20 protein-coding genes and 1 tRNA gene are annotated in these 19,124 nt (G+C 54.9%); 7 read left to right on the top strand and 14 right to left on the bottom strand.

Annotation, left to right across the window (positions count from 1 at the left end; translation table 11 throughout):
• Positions 1-37 precede the first annotated feature (37 nt).
• Together JR346_RS01620 and JR346_RS10570 are read left to right on the top strand one after the other, a co-directional pair.
• Complete coding sequence (locus tag JR346_RS01620) at positions 38-1,060, top strand: hypothetical protein (protein ID WP_205482661.1); 1,023 nt, start codon at positions 38-40, stop codon at positions 1,058-1,060.
• Positions 1,061-1,569: 509 nt separating this feature from the next.
• Entirely contained in the window at positions 1,570-1,977 is a 408-nt protein-coding gene (locus JR346_RS10570; protein ID WP_205483798.1) for a transposase family protein, read from the top strand.
• Positions 1,978-2,448: 471 nt separating this feature from the next.
• Here JR346_RS10570 and JR346_RS01610 read toward each other — a convergent pair whose 3' ends face one another.
• The 5 genes from JR346_RS01610 to JR346_RS01590 form a co-directional block, all read right to left on the bottom strand.
• The gene (locus JR346_RS01610) at positions 2,449-3,231 is read right to left on the bottom strand and encodes a di- and tripeptidase (protein ID WP_239478944.1); all 783 of its coding nucleotides are present in this window, start codon (positions 3,229-3,231) and stop codon (positions 2,449-2,451) included.
• 107 nt (positions 3,232-3,338) lie between these two features.
• Positions 3,339-4,049 (bottom strand): hypothetical protein, encoded by a 711-nt coding sequence (locus JR346_RS01605; protein WP_205482660.1) that lies wholly within the window; start codon positions 4,047-4,049, stop codon positions 3,339-3,341.
• 50 nt (positions 4,050-4,099) lie between these two features.
• Positions 4,100-4,894, bottom strand: coding sequence for a spermidine synthase (locus JR346_RS01600; protein WP_205482659.1), 795 nt, complete (start codon positions 4,892-4,894; stop codon positions 4,100-4,102).
• 63 nt (positions 4,895-4,957) lie between these two features.
• Positions 4,958-5,278, bottom strand: coding sequence for an acylphosphatase (locus JR346_RS01595; protein ID WP_204877541.1), 321 nt, complete (start codon positions 5,276-5,278; stop codon positions 4,958-4,960).
• A gap of 26 nt (positions 5,279-5,304) precedes the next feature.
• Entirely contained in the window at positions 5,305-6,114 is an 810-nt protein-coding gene (locus JR346_RS01590; protein WP_370592519.1) for a carbon-nitrogen hydrolase family protein, read from the bottom strand.
• 257 nt (positions 6,115-6,371) lie between these two features.
• On the opposite strand from JR346_RS01590, the gene JR346_RS01585 reads away from it, so the two are divergent.
• Positions 6,372-6,512, top strand: coding sequence for a hypothetical protein (locus JR346_RS01585; protein ID WP_204877542.1), 141 nt, complete (start codon positions 6,372-6,374; stop codon positions 6,510-6,512).
• Between the two features lie 302 nt (positions 6,513-6,814).
• Here JR346_RS01585 and JR346_RS01580 read toward each other — a convergent pair whose 3' ends face one another.
• On the bottom strand, positions 6,815-7,492 hold the full coding sequence (locus JR346_RS01580; protein ID WP_205482658.1) for a thioredoxin domain-containing protein: 678 nt from the start codon (positions 7,490-7,492) through the stop codon (positions 6,815-6,817).
• 270 nt (positions 7,493-7,762) lie between these two features.
• On the opposite strand from JR346_RS01580, the gene JR346_RS01575 reads away from it, so the two are divergent.
• Positions 7,763-7,837, top strand: a tRNA-Thr gene (locus JR346_RS01575).
• Positions 7,838-8,014: 177 nt separating this feature from the next.
• Complete coding sequence (locus JR346_RS01570; protein ID WP_204877544.1) at positions 8,015-8,245, top strand: hypothetical protein; 231 nt, start codon at positions 8,015-8,017, stop codon at positions 8,243-8,245.
• A 109-nt stretch (positions 8,246-8,354) separates the two neighbouring features.
• Here the strand turns inward: JR346_RS01570 and JR346_RS01565 are convergent, their stop codons facing one another.
• From JR346_RS01565 to JR346_RS01555, 3 genes are all read right to left on the bottom strand, one after another.
• A complete protein-coding gene (locus tag JR346_RS01565) occupies positions 8,355-9,206 on the bottom strand; it encodes a CoA ester lyase (protein ID WP_204877545.1) in 852 nt (283 codons plus the stop codon).
• Between the two features lie 110 nt (positions 9,207-9,316).
• Entirely contained in the window at positions 9,317-10,066 is a 750-nt protein-coding gene (locus tag JR346_RS01560; RefSeq protein ID WP_204877546.1) for an ABC transporter ATP-binding protein, read from the bottom strand.
• A 62-nt stretch (positions 10,067-10,128) separates the two neighbouring features.
• Positions 10,129-11,199 carry an FtsX-like permease family protein gene (locus tag JR346_RS01555; protein WP_240333976.1) on the bottom strand — a complete coding sequence of 357 codons (1,071 nt, stop codon included), beginning with the start codon at positions 11,197-11,199 and terminating at the stop codon, positions 10,129-10,131.
• Positions 11,200-11,396: 197 nt separating this feature from the next.
• On the opposite strand from JR346_RS01555, the gene JR346_RS01550 reads away from it, so the two are divergent.
• Both JR346_RS01550 and JR346_RS01545 read left to right on the top strand, forming a co-directional pair.
• The gene (locus JR346_RS01550) at positions 11,397-12,704 is read left to right on the top strand and encodes a sensor histidine kinase (protein ID WP_205482656.1); all 1,308 of its coding nucleotides are present in this window, start codon (positions 11,397-11,399) and stop codon (positions 12,702-12,704) included.
• A 10-nt stretch (positions 12,705-12,714) separates the two neighbouring features.
• Entirely contained in the window at positions 12,715-13,350 is a 636-nt protein-coding gene (locus JR346_RS01545; protein WP_204877549.1) for a response regulator transcription factor, read from the top strand.
• Positions 13,351-13,539: 189 nt separating this feature from the next.
• Here the strand turns inward: JR346_RS01545 and JR346_RS01540 are convergent, their stop codons facing one another.
• From JR346_RS01540 to JR346_RS01520, 5 genes are all read right to left on the bottom strand, one after another.
• Complete coding sequence (locus JR346_RS01540) at positions 13,540-14,718, bottom strand: acyltransferase (protein WP_205482655.1); 1,179 nt, start codon at positions 14,716-14,718, stop codon at positions 13,540-13,542.
• Positions 14,719-14,891: 173 nt separating this feature from the next.
• The gene (locus JR346_RS01535) at positions 14,892-15,362 is read right to left on the bottom strand and encodes a dehydrogenase (protein WP_204877551.1); all 471 of its coding nucleotides are present in this window, start codon (positions 15,360-15,362) and stop codon (positions 14,892-14,894) included.
• A gap of 172 nt (positions 15,363-15,534) precedes the next feature.
• A complete protein-coding gene (locus JR346_RS01530; protein ID WP_204877552.1) occupies positions 15,535-15,762 on the bottom strand; it encodes a YbdD/YjiX family protein in 228 nt (75 codons plus the stop codon).
• Positions 15,763-18,024, bottom strand: a complete 2,262-nt coding sequence (locus tag JR346_RS01525; RefSeq protein ID WP_204877553.1) for a carbon starvation CstA family protein — start codon at positions 18,022-18,024, stop codon at positions 15,763-15,765.
• Between the two features lie 97 nt (positions 18,025-18,121).
• On the bottom strand, positions 18,122-19,117 hold the full coding sequence (locus tag JR346_RS01520; RefSeq protein WP_205482654.1) for an NAD(P)H-quinone oxidoreductase: 996 nt from the start codon (positions 19,115-19,117) through the stop codon (positions 18,122-18,124).
• Positions 19,118-19,124: the final 7 nt, after the last annotated feature.

The following is a 19,124-nucleotide window of genomic DNA, read 5'->3' as shown; positions in this document are numbered from 1 at the left end:
TGCGGTGAAGAATCGTGGGTGCTCTAAAATAGAGAGCATGACTGAGCACCCTACTTCACCCGATGATTCTGTAGCTGACACTCCCCGCCCCGTCCCTGAGACACCCGCAACCGGTGAGTCGGATCAGGAAGTGCGTGAGCCGCTAGCGGTGCGTCGTATTCGTAAGATACGGGCGCAGTCACCGCAGGCTACGCCCGCCCAAGTGATTGAGCGCTTGGGTAAGGTGTTCACCCGCGATTTTACGCTGGTGGGCGGGGCTGAGGCTGGTGCCACCGAATTCACCCCTAACGCGGTGGGTCGGCTGACCCGTAACCCTAAGGTAGCTACTGCTACTCGTGCAGCTTCGCACCTGGGTGCCGCCGGTCAGAAGATTGCCAACGTCAATCAGGCAACACGGCAAGGTGTGGGTACGGCAGCTCAGGTGGGGTCTGCTCAAGCGGTCAAAGCCTACGTTCACGGAGTGGCGCTCCTGTACGGTTTGAACCCTTCTAGCAGTGATGAAGCTGCCTCTCAGGTGTTGGGGCGCGATGTTCATGAGCTACTGGCCTCTCTTGATGAGGCGATGGCTCAGGCGAATGTTCCCGGTAGCAACAAAACTAATATTTTTGGGGCTGCTGGCGTTATTGCTTCTCGCAACCCTAAGACTTTCTTACTGGTGAAAGCCGGTGAGCAGCTGGCGCGTACCGGTTCTGCTATTGCTACCAGTGCCCGGGTACGCCGAGAATTTACCGGCCAGCTCATTGAACAGGTCAGGCACAATTTAGGTGAGTCGCCCGCTTTCTTCCCCGCAGGTTTAGAGCCGCTAGAGGGTTCTGCGGACGCGTCCACCTCTTCACAGCCTGCGGTTAAGTCGCCGGTGATTCATGAGCCGGACTCCCCTGATGAAGCCTCAGAGATTGCTGCTCCTGAACCGGTGCATGCTCAGCAGGTAGATGCACCTGCCCCCGTTACTGCAGACCCGGAATTTGACCCAAAAACCGCCACGGGTACCCACGCGACCGGCGCTCGTTTTGCCGCCCGAGCCTTTATGAAAGCATCCGGCAGGTTTAAGAAGAACTAGGGACGCGGCTTTCTCGCCTACACCGAAAGTGCCTGCTGCACACGCAATAAGGCGAGGCTTATTCAAAAGTAGGCGCACACCCTCGCCCCACCGTTTAGTAGAACTTTGGGACGCTGACCCTCAAAGAGCAGCAACAGACGGGGTCTACACCACCGAAGAAAAACGGGGCTCTGCTACCGTTTACTGTCACCTCAGTAAACCACCGCGAAATCACCCGCAAAACAAGCACCGCCGACTTCGTCTTTATCGACACCCCACCAGGAAACAGTCAAGTCCTTGAGGCAGCTGCTGACGATTAAGTTGGGAGGAGGCTCGGCATCAGAAGTTGAGGATTTATGCGAGTGAGCGGGGGACGATTGCTAAGGCGGCGGGCGGGTTTATCGATGGTCTGTAGTGTTGCACATGTGGAAAGTTGTTTGAGGCTTATTCATAAGGGGGTTAGGACACAAACCCCCACCAACTAGACAACGACCCCACCAGAAGGCAACCATGAGGATAAACCATCACAAATACTCTCAAAGCCAAACCAGAAAAGACCATCGCCCCACAAGCCCCACAACAGACCTAACCCACCAGCAATTCACCACCCTATTCGATACACTCCACACCCACCTCACCTAGAGAAAACCCAACAAAAACCCAGAAAACTCACCCTAACCCAAGCTCTCACCCTGACACTGATCTACCACCGACAACGACCTCACCATCAACTCATAGCAGAGTTCTTCAACGTCTCTCAGCCAACAGTTTCAAGGACTATCAACAGAAGAGAAAAAGCACTGGTGAAGATTCATGAGGCTGCTGATCCAGTCACTGAAACAAGCACTAGATGCACCAGGTTCACTGGTAAGCCACGGAACACTCGTTCCCGCTTGGAATTGGCGTATCCCTTGCGAAAAAATAAACTTCTCAGGTAAACACAAACGAGCTGGCTTCAATCACCGGATCATCTGTACCCTCGATGGAAAGCTTCTTGCTATCACTGATCCGGTGCCTGGGGCTAGGCATGATGCTTATGCTTTCAAAGCTCACGGAGCTGGGGAAGTATCTGGATGAGACGACTTTGGCGGATAAGGGTTATGTGGGTCTGGGGCTGGTCACTTCGGCTAAGCGTTTACCTAGGGGTCAGGCTTAGTGCTGAGTGCAGGCGTAATAATAGGGTGCTGAATCGGCTGCAGTCGGTGGTGGAGCGTGTGGGTGCGTAGGTGAAGATGTGGCGTGTTTTGGATTCTGGTTTCAGGCGGCTGCTTGGGGTGTATGGGTGGGTGTTTGCGGTGGTGTGGGGGGTGTTTTATGCCGGTGGTAGGACTTTTGAATAAGCCTCGGTGTACAAAAGCCGGTTTGGATGCACCAAACCGGCTTTTGCATATCAGTTTGTGCAGGCGAAACTAGACAGTGACCTCGCCTGCCGCTTCATTCTGCTTAGGCTCAGCAACTCGGGGTGCGCGTCCTGAAATCTCATCGGGGAAAATCGCAGGAGGAGTACCAAAAGCGTTCTCGACCTCGCTCACTACTTTCTTGCCCAGCGCCAGGTTAGCGCCGCCACCAACAACCGCACCAATGCCGAAGGGCAGTGCACGACCTAGCAAAGCGCCGGACTGCTTGGTCAAGAAACGCTTGATAAACATGTTACGGATGGTCTTTTCAACGCTGAAGAGCTTACCGCTGTTATTGCTCTTGCCCATCATCATGCCCCACTTGCTAGAGACACCACCGGCTTTGGTGCTTTGAGCAAGAATGGAGCTCATGAGGTTTGATCCGTCTTCACCGAGCATGAGCGCCATGACCATCATGCGACCCTCTTCGGGGTCATTGACCTGGACGCCGTGCAATTCAGCCATTGCCTGAATGTAGATGGCGGTGCGTTCCAAGTAACCTGCCACAGCGACAACGGAAAAACCAACAGAAGTTACGGTACCGATGCCGGGCACGAATGCTGACGCCCCCACCGCGCCACCACCGACGGTGATATCACGCAGGTATGACTTCTCAAGGCGCTCAGCGATCTGAGCGGGAGTCTCGTTAGGGTGTTTTTCGTGCAGCTTCTTGACCATGCCAACCACCATGGGTCGCTGGATCTTCAGCACGCTATCAATGACCTTGGTGACAGCAGGCTTGGGCTGGCCGTTCTCATCAAAAGCGCTCTTTGCATCAAACATTTTGCCGAACATCGTGTTACACCTTCGCTTTGTTTGTTGTATCACTTGATGTGAATTCTACGTTATCAGCTTACTTCTATAGACGGTTGCACTGACAATTTCGTCACGAGGTGAACCCTCTAAAAGGTGGTGATGCCGTCCCTGTTGAAGGTTGCCCCGTGACCGGTGCGGGTATCGCGCAGAGTCATACCGGTTTCTTCGCTCAACAGTTCAAACTGGCTCCACCCTGCGCGGGTGCCGTACTGCAACACCTGACCACGGGTATCTGAGAGCGTCGCCAGCGGTGCCTGGGCAAGCTGGGTATCATAAACTGCACCCTGGGTGTTTACCGCATACGACCACCCCGGAACCCCCACCTGACCGGGCACATGTGGAGCTGATTCACTCAGCGACAGTACCGAACACTGGGCGCGATCCACATAAATTTCGCAGGCGATGTTACCGCTGGGACTCAACGCCGTCGCCATTTTTTGCCCGTTGCTCAGAGTGTACACCGGCAGAAGAACAGCGGTGTTCTCAGTTTCATTCTTCTTTTTCTGGTCGCCCTGCCCCTGTTCGTTCTGCTCATTCTGAGCGGGGGCACCTGCCGGTAGGGTTCTCTCGGTGATAGTGGGTGCTTTACGGCTAGCAGAGGCTGATGCTTCCCCACCCGATGACGGCGCTGTTTCTTGGGCTGATCCGCTAGGTGATGTACTCGGGGTTGATGACGCTGCCGCAGTCTTTGAAGGGCTCACCAACGCTGTTGCGGTGTCAGCTTCTGTAGCGCTTTGTCCACAACTGCTAAGGACGAGAAGACTCATGAGTGCCAGGGTTGAAATTGAGGTTTTCACGGGTACCCCTTCACGGTGTGGGTAGTTCTGTGTAAAAGTAGTGGGTTCAGTTAGCTGAGCTCATCTATGAGTTCTTGAACCTGCCAGGTGTCGAGGGCGGACGCCGGGTGTGGGCCCTGCCCGATGAGCGCGGTTTTAAGGTCGGCGGTTAGCTCGTGGTGGCTTGCAACGAGTACAAGGTTGCCCGCATGTTTGCCGTCGAGCATGACAGTGGGCGCAAGGCACCAGAGGTGTTCAAAAACGTTGAGTAGCGATCGCGCTTGGGCTGTAAAGAAGCTGAGCCCAGCATCATCGCCGACATTAATAATCAGTGCGCCCTCTGCATCGAGAACCTCTTTCATTTCCCGATAGAATCCCTCATCAGCGAGGTGTTCGGGTGCGCTCCAGCCCGAGAAAATATCGAGGATGATAGCCTGCGGTGCCGCACCGAGCGCGGGTGTGAGTGCCGGTAGGGCGGCGCGGGCGTCCTCTACTAATACCTGGCAGCGACTACCGGCGGGTAAGGGCAGAGCGTCAAGGACGAGAGAGGGCAGCTCACGCTCAATATCCACAGCAATCTGGGGTGAACCGGGGCGGGTTACTTGAACGTAACGCACCAGGGTCAGCGCACCTGCACCTAGATGTGCCACCCGCAACGGATCACCGGGGGCTGCCAGCAGGTCAATGACGTTACCAATTCGACGCAGGTACTCGTAGAAAATGAAGCTCGGATCGCCCAAATCAACGTGCGACTGCTCCGCACCCCCAATCTCAAGCACGTAACCGTCAGGGCTCATGCCATCGGGCAGAATCTGGGCGCTCAGACCAGATACCGAAAGTTGAACGCTTTTATTTTTTGAACTCATGGCAGGTTTTCTTTCGGGTAAAGCGGCTGATGCGGTGAGAAACAATTGAAATTTATATCGAAGCTAGTAAGTACCAAAACCCTTAAAGGTTCCGGTAGGCTGCGAAATATCTGCGGTCACCGACTCGACGTGACCGGCAGTATCACCAGATTGCAAAACATCCAGTAGCTGCTGGCACGATTCACGCGCACCCTGAGCAACCACCTCCACATCGCCGTTATCAAGGTTCTTGGCATACCCCACAAGCTTAAGGTTCTTCGCTTCACCAGCAGTCCACCAGCGAAACCCTACCCCCTGCACCTTGCCCGACACCGTTGCATTCAGCTGCGCCTCAATGTTCTGTGGGGTCGAGTCTTTACCTGAAAATACATCAAAAAATCCCACAATCTTCTCCTCCCTAAAAATCAGCCTTAGTAACCGAGTTTAGCGTTTTCGAGCACCGGTAACTCTTCTTTGGCTTTCTCTACCGCATCAAGATCCAGCTCAACCAAACGCAAAGCCGGAGACTCTCCAAGCTCTACCAGCTCACGTCCAAAAGGATCAATGACGCGCGAGCGCCCCACTCCCAACGGCGCCTTGCTCTCAGGGTCAAATTCTTGGTCAGCGGTGATCGGGTGTGACTGCCCCACTGCCACCACAAAGCTATTGGAATCAAGGGCCCGGGCGGTAGTCAGTGCCCGCCACTGCTCTACCTTGGTTTCTCCTGCACCCCAGGACGCGCTGACAATCTGCACCTGCGCGCCTTGACGCGAATACTCAGCAAAAAGCTTGGGAAAACGCACGTCATAGCAAACACTCAACCCTACGGTAATACCCTTACAGTTGCCGGTCACCAACTCTTCACCCGCCTCAACAGTGTCAGATTCAGCGAAACCAAAAGCGTCAAAGAGGTGAATCTTGGTGTAGACGCTCTCTTCGCCCTCGGGGGTCACAAAACACAATTGATTACGCACACGCTCCCCCGCCGGAGCGAAGCCACCGGCAGCTACAGCCACACCGTACTCCCTTGCAATCTCGCGCAGCGCCTCCTCCCACTTCAGGTGCCACTGCTGGGTAAGCTCCGGCAGCGCACCGTCAAAACTCAGCATCGCAGCCTCAGGGAAAACCACCAGATCAGCCTCGTACTCAACAGCCTGAGCAACCCGCTGCCGCACCAGCTCAATATTCCGACTAACATCGCGAGTACTAGAAATCTGAGCTAGAGCTACACGCAAAGACATAGTAAACGGCTCCTCAAAGAGAAAATAAGGTATTTTGTTATTCTATATAATTGATGTCACACCCCAATGACAAAGCGTCAAACCCGCCCTATAAGACGCGCCCAAGAGAACCCATTCGCACCACAACTCACGCAACTGACTCACCCGCGCCCTCTTCAAAGACGGCACAGAACCAGACCCCCGAAACGCCCCTGCTCGTCGCATCGTCTGCACTCTCGCAGCGCCCGCTATCTACCTCTCGTTCTAGGTTCTGAACAGTGATGCGACTTAACCGTACCTCCCGCGATCCCCTACACCAAGACACCGATTTACAGCCCGAACACACCTCGATCTCGTGGGCACACACCTGCCTGGCGCTTTTCGGGCTCATTCTCGTCCAGCTGCGCTTGACGTCCTAGCTCTCGTCCCGTCCCTAGTGATCGTTGAGCTTGTAGGCTAGGTTTTCGCTACCGCAACCAGCAGGTACGAGCGTCAATCAGTGAGTATTACCCACGAAAATATCAGCCACATACGGTGCCTATTTTGATGACAGGAGCACTGGTACTGGCATTGTGTACCGCAATGCTGATGCTGTCACGGAGTGCTGCTTTAGACCCAAAACCACAAACGTTGGGCTGTGCCGCGAACACCAGAGGCTTTTACCTCTGCATTCGTGGCACAGCCCAACACTTCTTTTTACAGTGAATTCTTATATTGGGCTTTATGACAGATTCGCTGCTTCTTTAAAAGCAGCTACCATATCATCTTTACTCGTACTCGAATCAACACTCTCGACCACGGTGCCACCGACCACCCACTGAGGTGTGCCAGAAACTCCTACGGCGCGTCCTGACTCAAAGTCTTTTTCAACCAGCTTCAAGGTTGCGTTATCTTCAAAGGTCGCGGTGTACTTTTCAAGGTCTAGACCAAGTTCTTCAGCGTAACCCCTAAAGGTTGTGCGGGCTTCTTCAAGAGACTGATCTTTCCACTCGTCCTGGTGTTCGAATACCAGCTGCACCATCTCAACGTGCTTGCCCTGCGCCTCAGCAGCTTCGACGGCGAGCGCGGCGGGCACAGCATTAGCGTGCATAGGCAGGGGGAAGTTCTTGACGGTTACATTCATAACCCCGTTAAGTTCCTGCGCCGCTTCCATATAGGTGGGTTCAGCTTTAGCGCAGTAGGGGCACTGGAAATCACTGTAGAGAACCACGGTGGGTGCTTCTACCTTTGAGTTCAGGTGAAAGCCGTCGGCACTGCGCGTGTAGACGCCCTCGCCGGTGGGGGTTGCCGGGCTCTCAGGGGTGGCGATTTTTTCAGTCTTACCGCAGGCAGCTAGGGCAAGGGCGCTCACTGCTGCGCCAGCTGTCAAAAGGGTTCTGCGGGTTAGGCGAGTGTTCATGGTTCTATTACCTTTTCTCGTTCTCGTGGGTTCTTCTGTTTCTTTGTGCTGTGCAGACGCAGCCGGTAGGCATTTTGCCTCTTACTCATCGTTGCACATTTTCAACCTGAGGTATCTGAGTTTATATGACTTGAACTCATCACCGTGTCGCCTCCCCCCCCCCCGGTTGGTTGCGCGGACGCGCGGAGCCAGTAGTCGCGTCCGGGCTACCAGGTAGGTGGCGGCAGGTAAGACTTTTCTGATAAAGTGACTTCGTTCGCGCAAGCGTTCGCCTCCATAGCTCAGGGGTAGAGCATTTCCCTCGTAAAGAAAAGGTCGTCAGTTCGAATCTGACTGGGGGCTCCATATTCAACGCCTTCACCGTCACTCGGTGGGGGCGTTTGTCTTTGTACTCAACCAGCACTGAGTTATCCCCCATGGTTGTTTATGGTTCCCCGCGTTTAAAATACGGAGAACCGTAAACAACAACCACGGGGATAACTTAACTGCTCTCTCACAGGGAGCTGTTTTACACTGGAGAGCATGCTCAAAGATTATTTCGGCATCGGTCGCGGTACCCCATCTACTATTACGCCGTGGTTTATTGCCCTCTTTATTACGGTGCTGATTCCCATGACGGGGCTGTGGCTTTTCTTCCGCTGGATCTTCACCCACGACGGCTCCCTTTTCGCCGTCATTTGCATCTCCCTGGTGACCTCCTGGATTATCGCCTACCTCATCGGGTACTCTCAGGACTCCCACACCGGAGAATAACCCGGTAAGCGCCTAGGTCAGCACCTTATAAGCACAAGGACGCGCCCACTCACCCCGTACATATGGGGTTGGTGGGCGCGTCCTCAGATCTTGGGTTATTCAAAAGAGACTAGCTACGCCACAAACCGTAGGTCTTTGCCAGCTGCGATACCTTCTTGGCGCGTGCTAGGCGGGGCAGGTAAGAACCATCCTTGGGCATCGAATCGCCCTCCTGCTTCTGTAGCAAATCGCGCGCCCACTGGATCTCGTCCTCGCTCGGTGCCAGCGAAACGTTGATAGTTTCTACTTGGGCGGGGTCGAGGGTGAGCTTACCAGTCATACCGGCGGCAGAGGTCACTGAGCAGTCTTTAACCAGCTCAGCACCGTGCTTACCCACTGATGGACCATCAATCGGACCGGGTAGTTCACCGGCGCGGGAAGCGAGCACCAGTTGGGTACGAACGTACGCCAAGGAAAGCGGGTCAGCTGCGATACCCGTATCTTTGCGGAAGTCGCCGATACCAAAGGCCAGGCGGAAAACACCGGGAGCGCGCGCAATTTCAACGGCGTTGAGAATACCGATAGCAGACTCAATCAGAGCAATAATAGGGGTGCCTGGAGGCATCATCATCGCGGTGCGAGTCACCATACTAGCTTCTTCAACCTCGGCGAGCATCACCCCGCGCAGACCCTTAGCCTTGGGTAGCTCGGTGACATCCTTGTGCCAGTGGTCGGTTCCGAACTTGTTAATGCGAACCCACGCCTCAACCCCGCCATTGAGCAGGTCAATCACGTGTTCTCTAGCTGAATCCTTTTTCTCGGGCGGGCAACCGTCCTCGAGGTCAATCAAAATAGAATCGGCTTCAGATTCTAGTGCCGCAGCGATCTTGTCTTTTTCGGCTGCGGCTGAAACGAACATCCATGAGCGTGAAAGACGCGCTGGCAGTGACGCTGCGCGCTCATTACGGTGAAAAGTGACCATCGAAAAGAACCTGTACCTCGTCAGTAAGTGTGCAAACCGCTTTTAAGCATAGTAGAACAGAGGGCTTTTCTCATCTGGATGTCAGTGAACGCAGCAGTTGACGCAGAAACTTATTGAAGGCTTAACCTGCCGTCATTCATGGTGGCAACCGTATCAGCGGCTTCTGCGAATTCAACGTCGTGGGTGACCATGATGGTTGCTACCCCGAACTCGCGGGTTACGTTTTGCAGTAGTTCAACAATGGCAACGGAACGTTCGTGGTCGAGGGCGCTGGTGGGTTCATCAGCGAGTAAGAGAGTGGGGTTGCCCATGAGTGCTCGGGCGATGTTCACGCGCTGACGCTGACCGCCTGATAGCTGGTGAACACGTCTGCTCCCCTGGTTTTTCAGCCCTACCAGCTCAAGAAGTTCTTGAGCGCGAGCGCGAGCATTTTTGAGTTCTTTGCCGCGTGCCCCGCGGATGTGTTCGGCGAGGATGAGCTGTTCTTCTGCGGTGAGGGAGGCGATGAGGTTGGGTTGTTGAAAGATGATACCGATTTCTTTGCGGCGCAGGGTGGTGAGTTCAGCGTCGGTGGCGTGGGAGATGTCTGTGTTGCCTACCAGTACTTGCCCGCTGGTTGGGGTGATGAGTGCTGATGCGACAGAGAGAAGGGACGATTTGCCGGAGCCAGACTGGCCGATGAGGGCTGTGAAGGTGCCGGGGTGGGCGGTGAAGTTGACGTTGTCGAGGGCGCGGACGCTGGTGGGGTTGCCGTGGGCGTCTACGCCGTCTGGGTATTCGAGGGTGACGTTGCCTAGGGTGAGGGCAGCGGTTGTGTGGTGGTTGGAAGTGAAAGTAGCGGGTTCTGCTTGAGTGCTCACGGTGTTCTTCTTTCGTGTCTGGGGTCTCTCTTGTGGTGTTAGGGGTGTGGTTGGTGGTGGGGTTAGTTGCCGCCGAGTGCTAGCAGGGGGTCAGTTTTAGCGACGCGGCGCACTGCAATGAGCGCCCCTGCGATGCCGAGAACCCAGATGCCGACTGCCGGTACTAGGACGGTGCTCGCGTCCAGTTGGAACGGTACGGTGCCGCTGGCAACAAGCCCTAGCGCCCAGCCGAGCAGAGCCCCAGCTAGTGCTCCCGTGGCAAGAACCACTGCGGCTTGGAAGAGGGCGTCCTTGAGCAGGTAGCTACCTGATGCGCCCAGCGCTCGCAGAACGGCGATATCGCGGGTGCGCTGAATAGTCCACACTGTCAGAAAGGAAACCGTAACCAGCGCCGAAATACCGTAGAGAAAGCCCTGCATGGTGACCAGGGATTTATTTTCTGAGGAGTAGGCAGAAAGCCCCGCGAAGGCATCACGGGTGCTTACCGCGCTGGTATTCGTTGCGGACGCGAGTTGCTCATAGTCTGCGCTGTCACCGGTGCCCTTGATAGCAAGCACTGTGCCCACGGTGTCAGCAGGAACGTGTGCCAGTGACTGCCAGGTGGCAGTGGAGGTCCAGGCAACCGGGGTATGGGAGTAGAACGTATCGTTTGAAATACCTGCAACGGTAAGTTCTTGCCCGCTAACAGTGACGGTATCTCCCACATCAGCTGAGGTGTCTGCGGCGATCTGCGAAGAAATGATGAGTTCCCCGTCGCGAGGGGTAAGAACCGCGCCACCGGAGGCACCCACCTTTTGGGTCACCAGATCAGAATCTGCAGGAACCCCCACTACCGCAACACCCATTGATGTTTCAGCTTCAAGGTTGCCCTGTATAACCCCCACCGGAGTCACCGCATCAACGCCGGAACCTGTAGCCCACGCGTCCGCCTGTTCAGCGGTGATACTCGAATTTGAAAAAGAAATTTCAGCGCCACCGGAGGTATCAAAAACCCACCGATCAGCGTTGATATCCTCAAGAACTTTAGTGTTCTGGCTGCCCAACCCACCGGTTAGCCCGGTGAGCATCACCAGCAGTAGGGTAATCAGCCCCACCACAGAGGCAATGAGGGCAAAACGCCCCTTCGCAAACACGATATCTCTGATACCCAAAAACATTTTGTTCCGTCTTCTCTGAAAATTAGTAACCTTTACCCCTCTTATTCTTCGCGGTTTGCGCTGCATTTACATCGCGAAGAAGGTTGAATCACCTATCAACCTTTTGGTTGATAAAGAACTTCTGCCACCTTAACGGTGCCGGTGGGCGAAGATTGTGTTTTAGAGTTAGAACCATGTCTAGCTCAATCCCCACCACCGGAGCCGCCGTTTTGCAGAGCCTGCGGGTGAGCTTGCATATCATGTTCGCGGTGCTTCTTGCCGCGGGGGTCACAATCTCCCTTCAGGACTCTCACCTTTCAACGGTTGCCAAAGTGGGAGCAACCCACGGCGCTGTCGCCCTGGGTGTGTTCTATGTGGTGGGTACCGTGTTAGAGAACCGGTACGCGCGAGCCATAAGGCAGGGACGCACCAGCTTTAACCCTCGCCCCTTCGCATCAGCATGGCTGGGATGCGTAGTGGCATTGTGGGTGGTGCTGATGGTCATGAGCGCCGGGTTCACCTGGCTGGTGTTCCCTCTCATGTTCTTAGCGCTACATGTTCTACCCACCCGTACAGCTCTTTTCACTGTTCTCGCGCTGACAGTCTTCACGGTGGGTTTTCCTTTTCTGCGCACAGAATCGCCGCTTGATGTAACGCTCAGTCCGGGCGTTATTCTGGGACCGGTCTTAGGTGCGCTTATCGCCGTTATTATGAGCTTCGCGTACAGGGCGCTCCACCAGGACGCGCTACGCCAAGCACGCATCGCCGATCAGCTGCGCGCCGCCCAAGCACAGCTAGCCCAACAAGAACACGAATCGGGCAGACTCGAAGAACGCGAACGCCTCGCCCGCGAAATTCACGACACTCTAGCCCAAGGGCTGTCATCTATCGTGCTCATGTCACGCGCCACCTCAGCAGCATTTGAGCAGGGACGCAACGGCGAGGTTGCTGACGCTCTGCACCTCATTGAAACCTCAGCGCACGAAAACCTCGCGGAGGCTCGACGCTTCATTCACGATCTAGCCTCCCCCGCCCTCGACACCGCGCTGGTTCCAGCCCTGCGTCGCCTCTGCACAGACACCCAAGCGCAGGAACTCGCTAAAGGCACACCGCTGACCTGCACCCTGCGCGTCGATGGAGTTCACGGCGAAGAAACCTCAGATGAGCACCTACCGGCAGAAACCCGCCAGGCGCTCTTACGCATCGGCCAGGGGTCACTCGCCAATATCACGGCGCACGCCCGCGCCACCCACAGCGCCGTTACCCTCGGCATTTGGGCAAACGAAGTCACCCTCGATATTTTCGATAACGGCAGGGGATTCACGCCCGCTGAACTGAGCGAATACACCTCTGCCTTGGCAGATACTACCGGGCACACCGGCTACGGGCTCACCTCACTACGCACCCGCGTCCACGCCCTCGGTGGCACACTCACGGTAGACTCCACCCCAGGTGAAGGCACCGTTATCAGCGCCCACATACCCCTCACCCAGCAGAAATAGGCTCACCACTATGCAACAAACACTCAACATTTTGCTTGTCGATGACCACCCCATCGTGCGCGCAGGGCTGCGTGCTGTACTCTCAGGTTTCGACGATATTCGAGTCGTAGCTGAGGCAGCAGACGGAGCTGAGGCGCTCTCGACCGCGCATTCCTTAAGCGCAGCTGGCACCGCTATAGACATCATCGTCATGGATATTCAGATGAAGCCCCTCAACGGTATTGACGCCACTGCTGCCTTTGCTGCGGCTGGTGGTCCGCCCGTCCTTATTCTCACCACTTTTGATACCTCAGCAGATATTGTTGCAGCCCTTGAGGCAGGTGCTCTGGGCTATTTACTCAAGGACGCACCGCCGGAACAGGTACACGCGGCTATTCGCAACACTGCCGCAGGCAAAAATACGCTGTCACCCGATATCGCCTCGGCGCTTATGACCCGCATGCAACGGTCGCACGTTACGCTTAGTGCCCGTGAGAAAGAGCTACTCGCCCTGCTTGCCACCGGCGCTACCAACAAGGAGCTGGCGCGTCAGCTCTTTATTTCTGAGGCAACGGTGAAAACCCATCTGGTGCATATTTATAGCAAGCTGGGGGTCGATAACCGCACCGGCGCCATTGCCCGCGCCCGCGAGGAGGGTCTACTCTAGAGCCTCACGTCTGCCGCTCACATCTTGTGCAAAATAACCCCGATCCGCACAGAAAATTGGGGGCATTTTGCACAATTTTTACGGGGCAGTGAAGAGCTAAAGAAAGCAGCAACACAAAAAGACTGCACCATTTGTAACAGATGATGCGAGCTTTCTATATCTTGATGCCCAGTCTGACCTAGCCTGGGTTTAGGGCGCTTCGCGGGTTTCTAGCTGGTTGCGCTCTGATGTAGCTGCCATCTCAGCTTTTGTATTTGCTGAGGCAAAGTGGCGGTCTTTGAATGCTTGGGCAGGGAGTTCAATGAACTTCCAGATAGCTACGCCACCGGCGATTCCCAGCACCACCAAAACCAGCAGTGACACGGGCACGGGCAGGTGCTCAAAGTAGGGTTCTAAGGCCTTATTCACCACATCGTGCAGCAGGTAGATACTGTATGAGGAGAGTCCCAGAACTTGTAGCACGCGCCATTGCAGCGCGTCGTGAAGTTTCTGTCCTAGTGCGCCGCGGCGTTCGGTGAGCCCCCATAGAATCACGAGGGCGGCGGCTATCGCCTGCATGGAATAGCGCAGGGTTTCACGGAAAGCCTCATCGCGGATCACCAGCGACACCAAGTACAGTGCCACAGCGACCACCGGGATGTAGGTCTGGCCCAGTACAGGAATAGAGCGTTCGCGCGCCTCCCCCGGCACCACCTCATAACCGTGGCGGGCTGTGTATTCAGTTCCGCGCAGGTACTCCGTTGAACGGTGCTTGAAATACCAAATAGCGGTCAGAGTGCCAATGGCTATTGCCTCAACGCGGGTATCGGTACCAAAGTAAATACGGTCGTTCGATGCACCTGCCAAGTACAGCAGGACGCGCGCAGCAAAGGAATACAGTGCCACAGCAATCGAAAGTCGGGTAATGATTTTCAGGTAGTTTTTGCTCTTGACCGCCACCAGCCAAATAAGTGCGAAAACCAGGTAGAACTGCTCTTCAATAGAAAGACTCCAGGTGACGTGGGTACCTGGGAAAACGTTGATATTTGAGTCAAGGTAACGCCAGTTGAGAAAGAAGAAAATCTGCCCTAAGAAATCAAGAATATCTACTGAACCGCCAGATGCCATGTACAGCAGGGTGGGAATAACGATAATCAAGACCAGCGGCGGTGCAATCTTAATCAGACGGCGCATATAAAAACCGCCGATACCAAACCCACCGGTCTTTTCGCGTTCGCGCAACAGCAGGTAGGTAATAATAAAACCTGAAATTACAAAAAATATGGTGACACCAGAACCACCCGGCACAAAGCTGAGCCCCGCATGCGAGAAAACAACGAGTAGCACGGCAAAAGCGCGCATGGCATCAATGTGCCCGTAACGGTTCACATTTCCCCCCTGGTGTACCGGTCAATGTAGCTAAGTGCGCTGTTGTAAAAGATCCCCATCTCTTATACCGAGCCGAAACTCAGCAACAGTGCTACTACAAGCTAGCACAGCTCACTAAAGCCTCAGGGTTCACGCAACTCACACGCAGGTGAGTATGTACAGCTCTAGGCAGATTACTTTTCGAGGACCGCCGCCTGAACCAGCACCTCGGCAGCAGCTACGTGTTCCTCAACGGTGGTAACTCTGCGAGCCACAGAAATCTTACCGGCGCAGTTAAGGCTACACTCACCGGAGCAACGCATCATCGCGAGTGCCTCTGCACACAGAGCCAAGGAATTGCCGGCTTTCGAGAGAGAACGGTTCAGATCTGAGTAGGTACCGTTGGGTGAGTAGGGAATATCTGCCCCGTCGCTCGGTGCTAACCGGTGGGCTTGCTCGGCAACAGCACGCACGCGCGGCAACAAATCAGCAAGCGCGTTAGCTTCGGGCACCATGAGATCAATCATCTGCTCTGAAGGCATACGCTCAAGAATCTGATGAAAACGGTCAAGACCGCGCACAAACCTGTCGTGGTTACGCCGCCACAGCCCCTGCCCCAGATCAGCATCGTCGCGACGCTTCTGCAGGTAACCTTTGAACCCCATGGCTCCCCCTTTCAAGACTATCCACTCACCACTAGTTTACTTAGGCAAGCCTAATATTTTTAGTGACGGTCTGTCAATGATTCTTTCCAAAACACAAAAGGACGCGCGCCGTGCAACTACCGCAGTAGCCCACAACGCACGTCCGCACTCTTACATAGCTAACGGATATCAGCTAGCAGCAACGCCCCTCAGGATTTTTGTCTTGACGGTCAGTGTAGTCCCGCCAGAACTCACGCTCCGTCATGGGCTCGTGCTCACAGCCAGTCGCGCGGTGATGCGCTAAATACTTGTGGTACTTATCCGCACCCGAAAAACCGTTCCACATACGACCAGCAACGGTAAAGAAAGACTTAATTTTCTCTACCGTGCCATCGCCGCCGGGTGTTACCGTTTGACTCATTTAGTGCCCCTTCGCTAATTCTTTTTCAGGGTGCCTCTTGTAGTATTCGCGCCACTGAGCTTCGAGATCCTTCTCGCTGGGGGTGACAAACATACCCGCAGGAGCGTAAATCTCTGACTCAACGTAGGGGTTCTCGTGTGACTTCATGGCGTGACCGTTCTTCGCCTTTAGAACCTCAATCACCGCGGTAATCACCACGATCAGCGCCAGCACTACGAACACGATGGAGAGAATACCCTGAACCATAGTGTTACGCACAACCGCTTCCATAGCCTCAACGCTCTGAGCGGCACCGAGCGAGGTTTCACCGGCAGCAAGAGCTTCCTTGTAGCGGAAGTGGTTAGCCCAGTAACCCACAGAGGGGTTAGAAGAAAAGATCTTCTGGTACGAGCCAACAACGGTCACAACCAGGTCGAAGGCAAGCGGCAGGGCAATAATCCAGAGGTACTTGAACTTACCCTTGTTCGCAGCGATTGCCAGGCAAACAGCCAAAGCAACAGCAGCCAGTAGCTGGTTAGCGATACCGAAGAGCGGGTAGAAGGTGTTAATACCACCCAGCGGGTCGGTAACACCCAGAATGAGGATGCCACCCCAGCCAGCAACCATCACCGCGGTAGCGAACCATGCACCAGCACGCCAGTTGTGATCGCGGAACTTGGGGAAGAAGTTGCCCAGAGTATCCTGCAACATGAAGCGAGCAACGCGGGTACCTGCGTCCACAGCAGTCAGAATGAACAGAGCCTCAAACATAATCGCGAAGTGGTACCAGAAGCTCATCAGATCCCACGCGGGCATCATGTTGTGCAAGATACCTGCCATACCCACAGCCAAGGTGGGAGCACCACCGGTACGCGAGACGATGCTGTGCTCGCCCACATTCTCAGCTGTGGTCTGCAGTAGCTCGGGGGTGACGTTCACACCGGTCAGACCGAGAGAGTTCACGAAAACAGCGGCGGTTTCAACAGTGCCACCGGTTACACCGGCAGCGGAGTTCATGGCGAAGTAGATGCCACGATCAACGGTCAAAGCAGCAACCAGCGCCATGATAGCTACGAAGGACTCCATAAGCATGCCACCGTAACCAATAAAGCGGGTCTGGCGTTCCTTCTCAACCATCTTGGGGGTAGTACCCGAAGCAATCAGAGCGTGGAAGCCTGAAAGCGCACCGCAGGCAATGGTAACGAAGAGGAAGGGGAACAAGCCACCAGACCAGACCGGGCCATCAGTACGAGAAGCGTACTCAGAGAAAGCAGGAACAGTGATCTCGGGACGAACCACGATGATACCGATAGCAAGCAGGCAGATAGTACCAATCTTCATGAAGGTTGAGAGGTAATCGCGAGGTGCCAGCAGCAACCACACGGGCAGAACAGCCGCAATGAAACCGTAGATAATAACAGCCCAAGCCAAGGTAGTGCGCTCCAAAGTGAGGTACTGTACGCCCCACTCAGTGTCAGCAACAACGCCACCGCCGATAATCGCAATCATCAGCAGTACAAAGCCGATAATCGAAATTTCGTTGACCTTACCCGGACGAATGTAACGCAGGTAAACACCCATGAACAGCGCAATCGGGATGGTCATACCGACAGAGAAAACACCCCAGGGGGATTCGCCCATAGCGTTCACAACCACCAGCGCGAGAATCGCGGTAATGATGATCATGATAGCGAGGGTTGCAAGAATCGCTGCGTAACCACCGATAGGACCGAGCTCTTCTTTCGCCATCTGACCCAGCGAACGTCCGCCACGGCGCATGGAGAAGAACAGCACCAAGTAGTCCTGAACAGCGCCAGCAAAAATAACACCAGCAATGATCCAGATAGTGCCGGGCAGGTAACCCATCTGAGCTGCAAGAACGGGACCAACCAGCGGACCAGCACCAGCGATTGCCGCAAAGTGGTGACCGTAGAGCACACGGCGGTCAGTAACAGCGTAGTCCTTGCCATCGGCGTCATACTCTGCAGGAGTTGCACGACGGTCATCAGGCTCGGTCAGCTTATTCTCAATGTACTTTGAGTAAAAACGGTAGCCAATGAAATAGGTTGAAACAGCGGCAAAAACAAACCAGATAGCGTTCACGGTTTCACCGCGAACAATAGCCAGCATGGTCCAGCTAATACCGCCGATTAACGCAATAATGACCCACAGAGCAATTTTCTTGGGGGTCCATTTCTTGTCTTCTTCATGAAGAATCTCTAGCTCAACGTATGCTGGTGGGCGATCGTCAAGCACGACGTCTGCCCGGGTGTGGTGACTCACGGGTTCTCCTTAGGGTGAGAAAATAAATGTGACTTACCCCAAGAATAAACCTGTGTATCGCTGACAACAACCAGGCAGACGACTCATTATGTTCGGGTCACTCCATCACCAAGACAACTTTGCCCCTGTGCTGACCAGAATCGAAATATTCGTGCGCCGCCGCAACCTCGCCAAACAGGAATGTTTTGTGGAGGTTCGGGCTGATTTTCCCTTCCTTAACCAAGGGCACCACGTACTGTTCTACTCCTTCAAGGACGCGCGCCTTATAATCAAGGCTTTGGGCACGCAAGGTGCGCCCGTAAATATTAAGGCGTTTTTTCATGGCAAGTGACAGGTCGAACTCCCCTACTTTTCCACCCTGCACTGCGATGGTCACCATAGAGCCGTCCAGTGCCAGCGCGCGCAGGTGTTGAGACAGGTAAGCGCCACCCACCATATCGAAGATGAAGTTGACCCCTGCACCCTCAGTTTTCTCATCAACCACCTGCTCGAAGTCCTGCTCGCGGTAGTTGATGGGTTCAGCACCCAGGCTCTCAATATAGTCGCATTTTTCAGACGTTCCGGCGGTCGAGAAAACTCGCAGTCCCAAGGCTACGCACAGCTGAATGGCATGAGCACCAATGCCACCAGAACCACCGTGAATCAGAACGCTCTTGCCCGCATTATCCCGCGGGTCAGTAGATACACCGGCAACCATCACCAGGTTGGAATACACGGTGGCAGCAACCTCTGGCAGACAGGCGGCTTCAACCAAGCTCAGCCCCTCAGGAATATCGATGGCGCAACGCGCGTCCACCGCCACATATTCTGCGTAACCACCCGAAGCTAGCAATACCATGACCTTTTGCCCCACACGGCTGGCGGGGACGCCCGCACCAACTTCTTCAATGACGCCGGCAGCTTCAAGTCCGTATATCTTGCTTTCACCGGCAGGAGGTGGATAATGCCCCTTGCGCTGCACAACATCCGCCCGATTAAGCCCTGCGGCAGCAATCCGAACCAGCACCTGCCCCGCCCCTACCTGCGGCTTATCAGTTTCAGTTACTTCAAGGACGCCCGGCGCACCGTGCTCATTCTCGATAACGGCTTTCACAGAACTC

The sequence above is a fragment of the Rothia sp. ZJ932 genome, assembly GCF_016924835.1.
Taxonomy (GTDB): Bacteria; Actinomycetota; Actinomycetes; order Actinomycetales; family Micrococcaceae; genus Rothia.
The sequence above is the reverse complement of the archived record's forward strand: the minus strand, read 5'-3'. Positions and strand labels throughout refer to the sequence as shown.

Bases quoted from the DNA above. Each gene is read 5' to 3' on its own strand.
- JR346_RS01620 (WP_205482661.1), top strand. From the start codon at position 38: ATGACTGAGCACCCTACTTCACCCGATGATTCTGTAGCTGACACTCCC.
- JR346_RS01610 (WP_239478944.1), bottom strand. From the start codon at position 3,231: ATGTTCGGCAAAATGTTTGATGCAAAGAGCGCTTTTGATGAGAACGGC.
- JR346_RS01600 (WP_205482659.1), bottom strand. From the start codon at position 4,894: ATGAGTTCAAAAAATAAAAGCGTTCAACTTTCGGTATCTGGTCTGAGC.
- JR346_RS01590 (WP_370592519.1), bottom strand. From the start codon at position 6,114: ATGTCTTTGCGTGTAGCTCTAGCTCAGATTTCTAGTACTCGCGATGTT.
- JR346_RS01580 (WP_205482658.1), bottom strand. From the start codon at position 7,492: ATGAACACTCGCCTAACCCGCAGAACCCTTTTGACAGCTGGCGCAGCA.
- JR346_RS01570 (WP_204877544.1), top strand. From the start codon at position 8,015: ATGCTCAAAGATTATTTCGGCATCGGTCGCGGTACCCCATCTACTATT.
- JR346_RS01565 (WP_204877545.1), bottom strand. From the start codon at position 9,206: ATGGTCACTTTTCACCGTAATGAGCGCGCAGCGTCACTGCCAGCGCGT.
- JR346_RS01550 (WP_205482656.1), top strand. From the start codon at position 11,397: ATGTCTAGCTCAATCCCCACCACCGGAGCCGCCGTTTTGCAGAGCCTG.
- JR346_RS01545 (WP_204877549.1), top strand. From the start codon at position 12,715: ATGCAACAAACACTCAACATTTTGCTTGTCGATGACCACCCCATCGTG.
- JR346_RS01535 (WP_204877551.1), bottom strand. From the start codon at position 15,362: ATGGGGTTCAAAGGTTACCTGCAGAAGCGTCGCGACGATGCTGATCTG.
- JR346_RS01530 (WP_204877552.1), bottom strand. From the start codon at position 15,762: ATGAGTCAAACGGTAACACCCGGCGGCGATGGCACGGTAGAGAAAATT.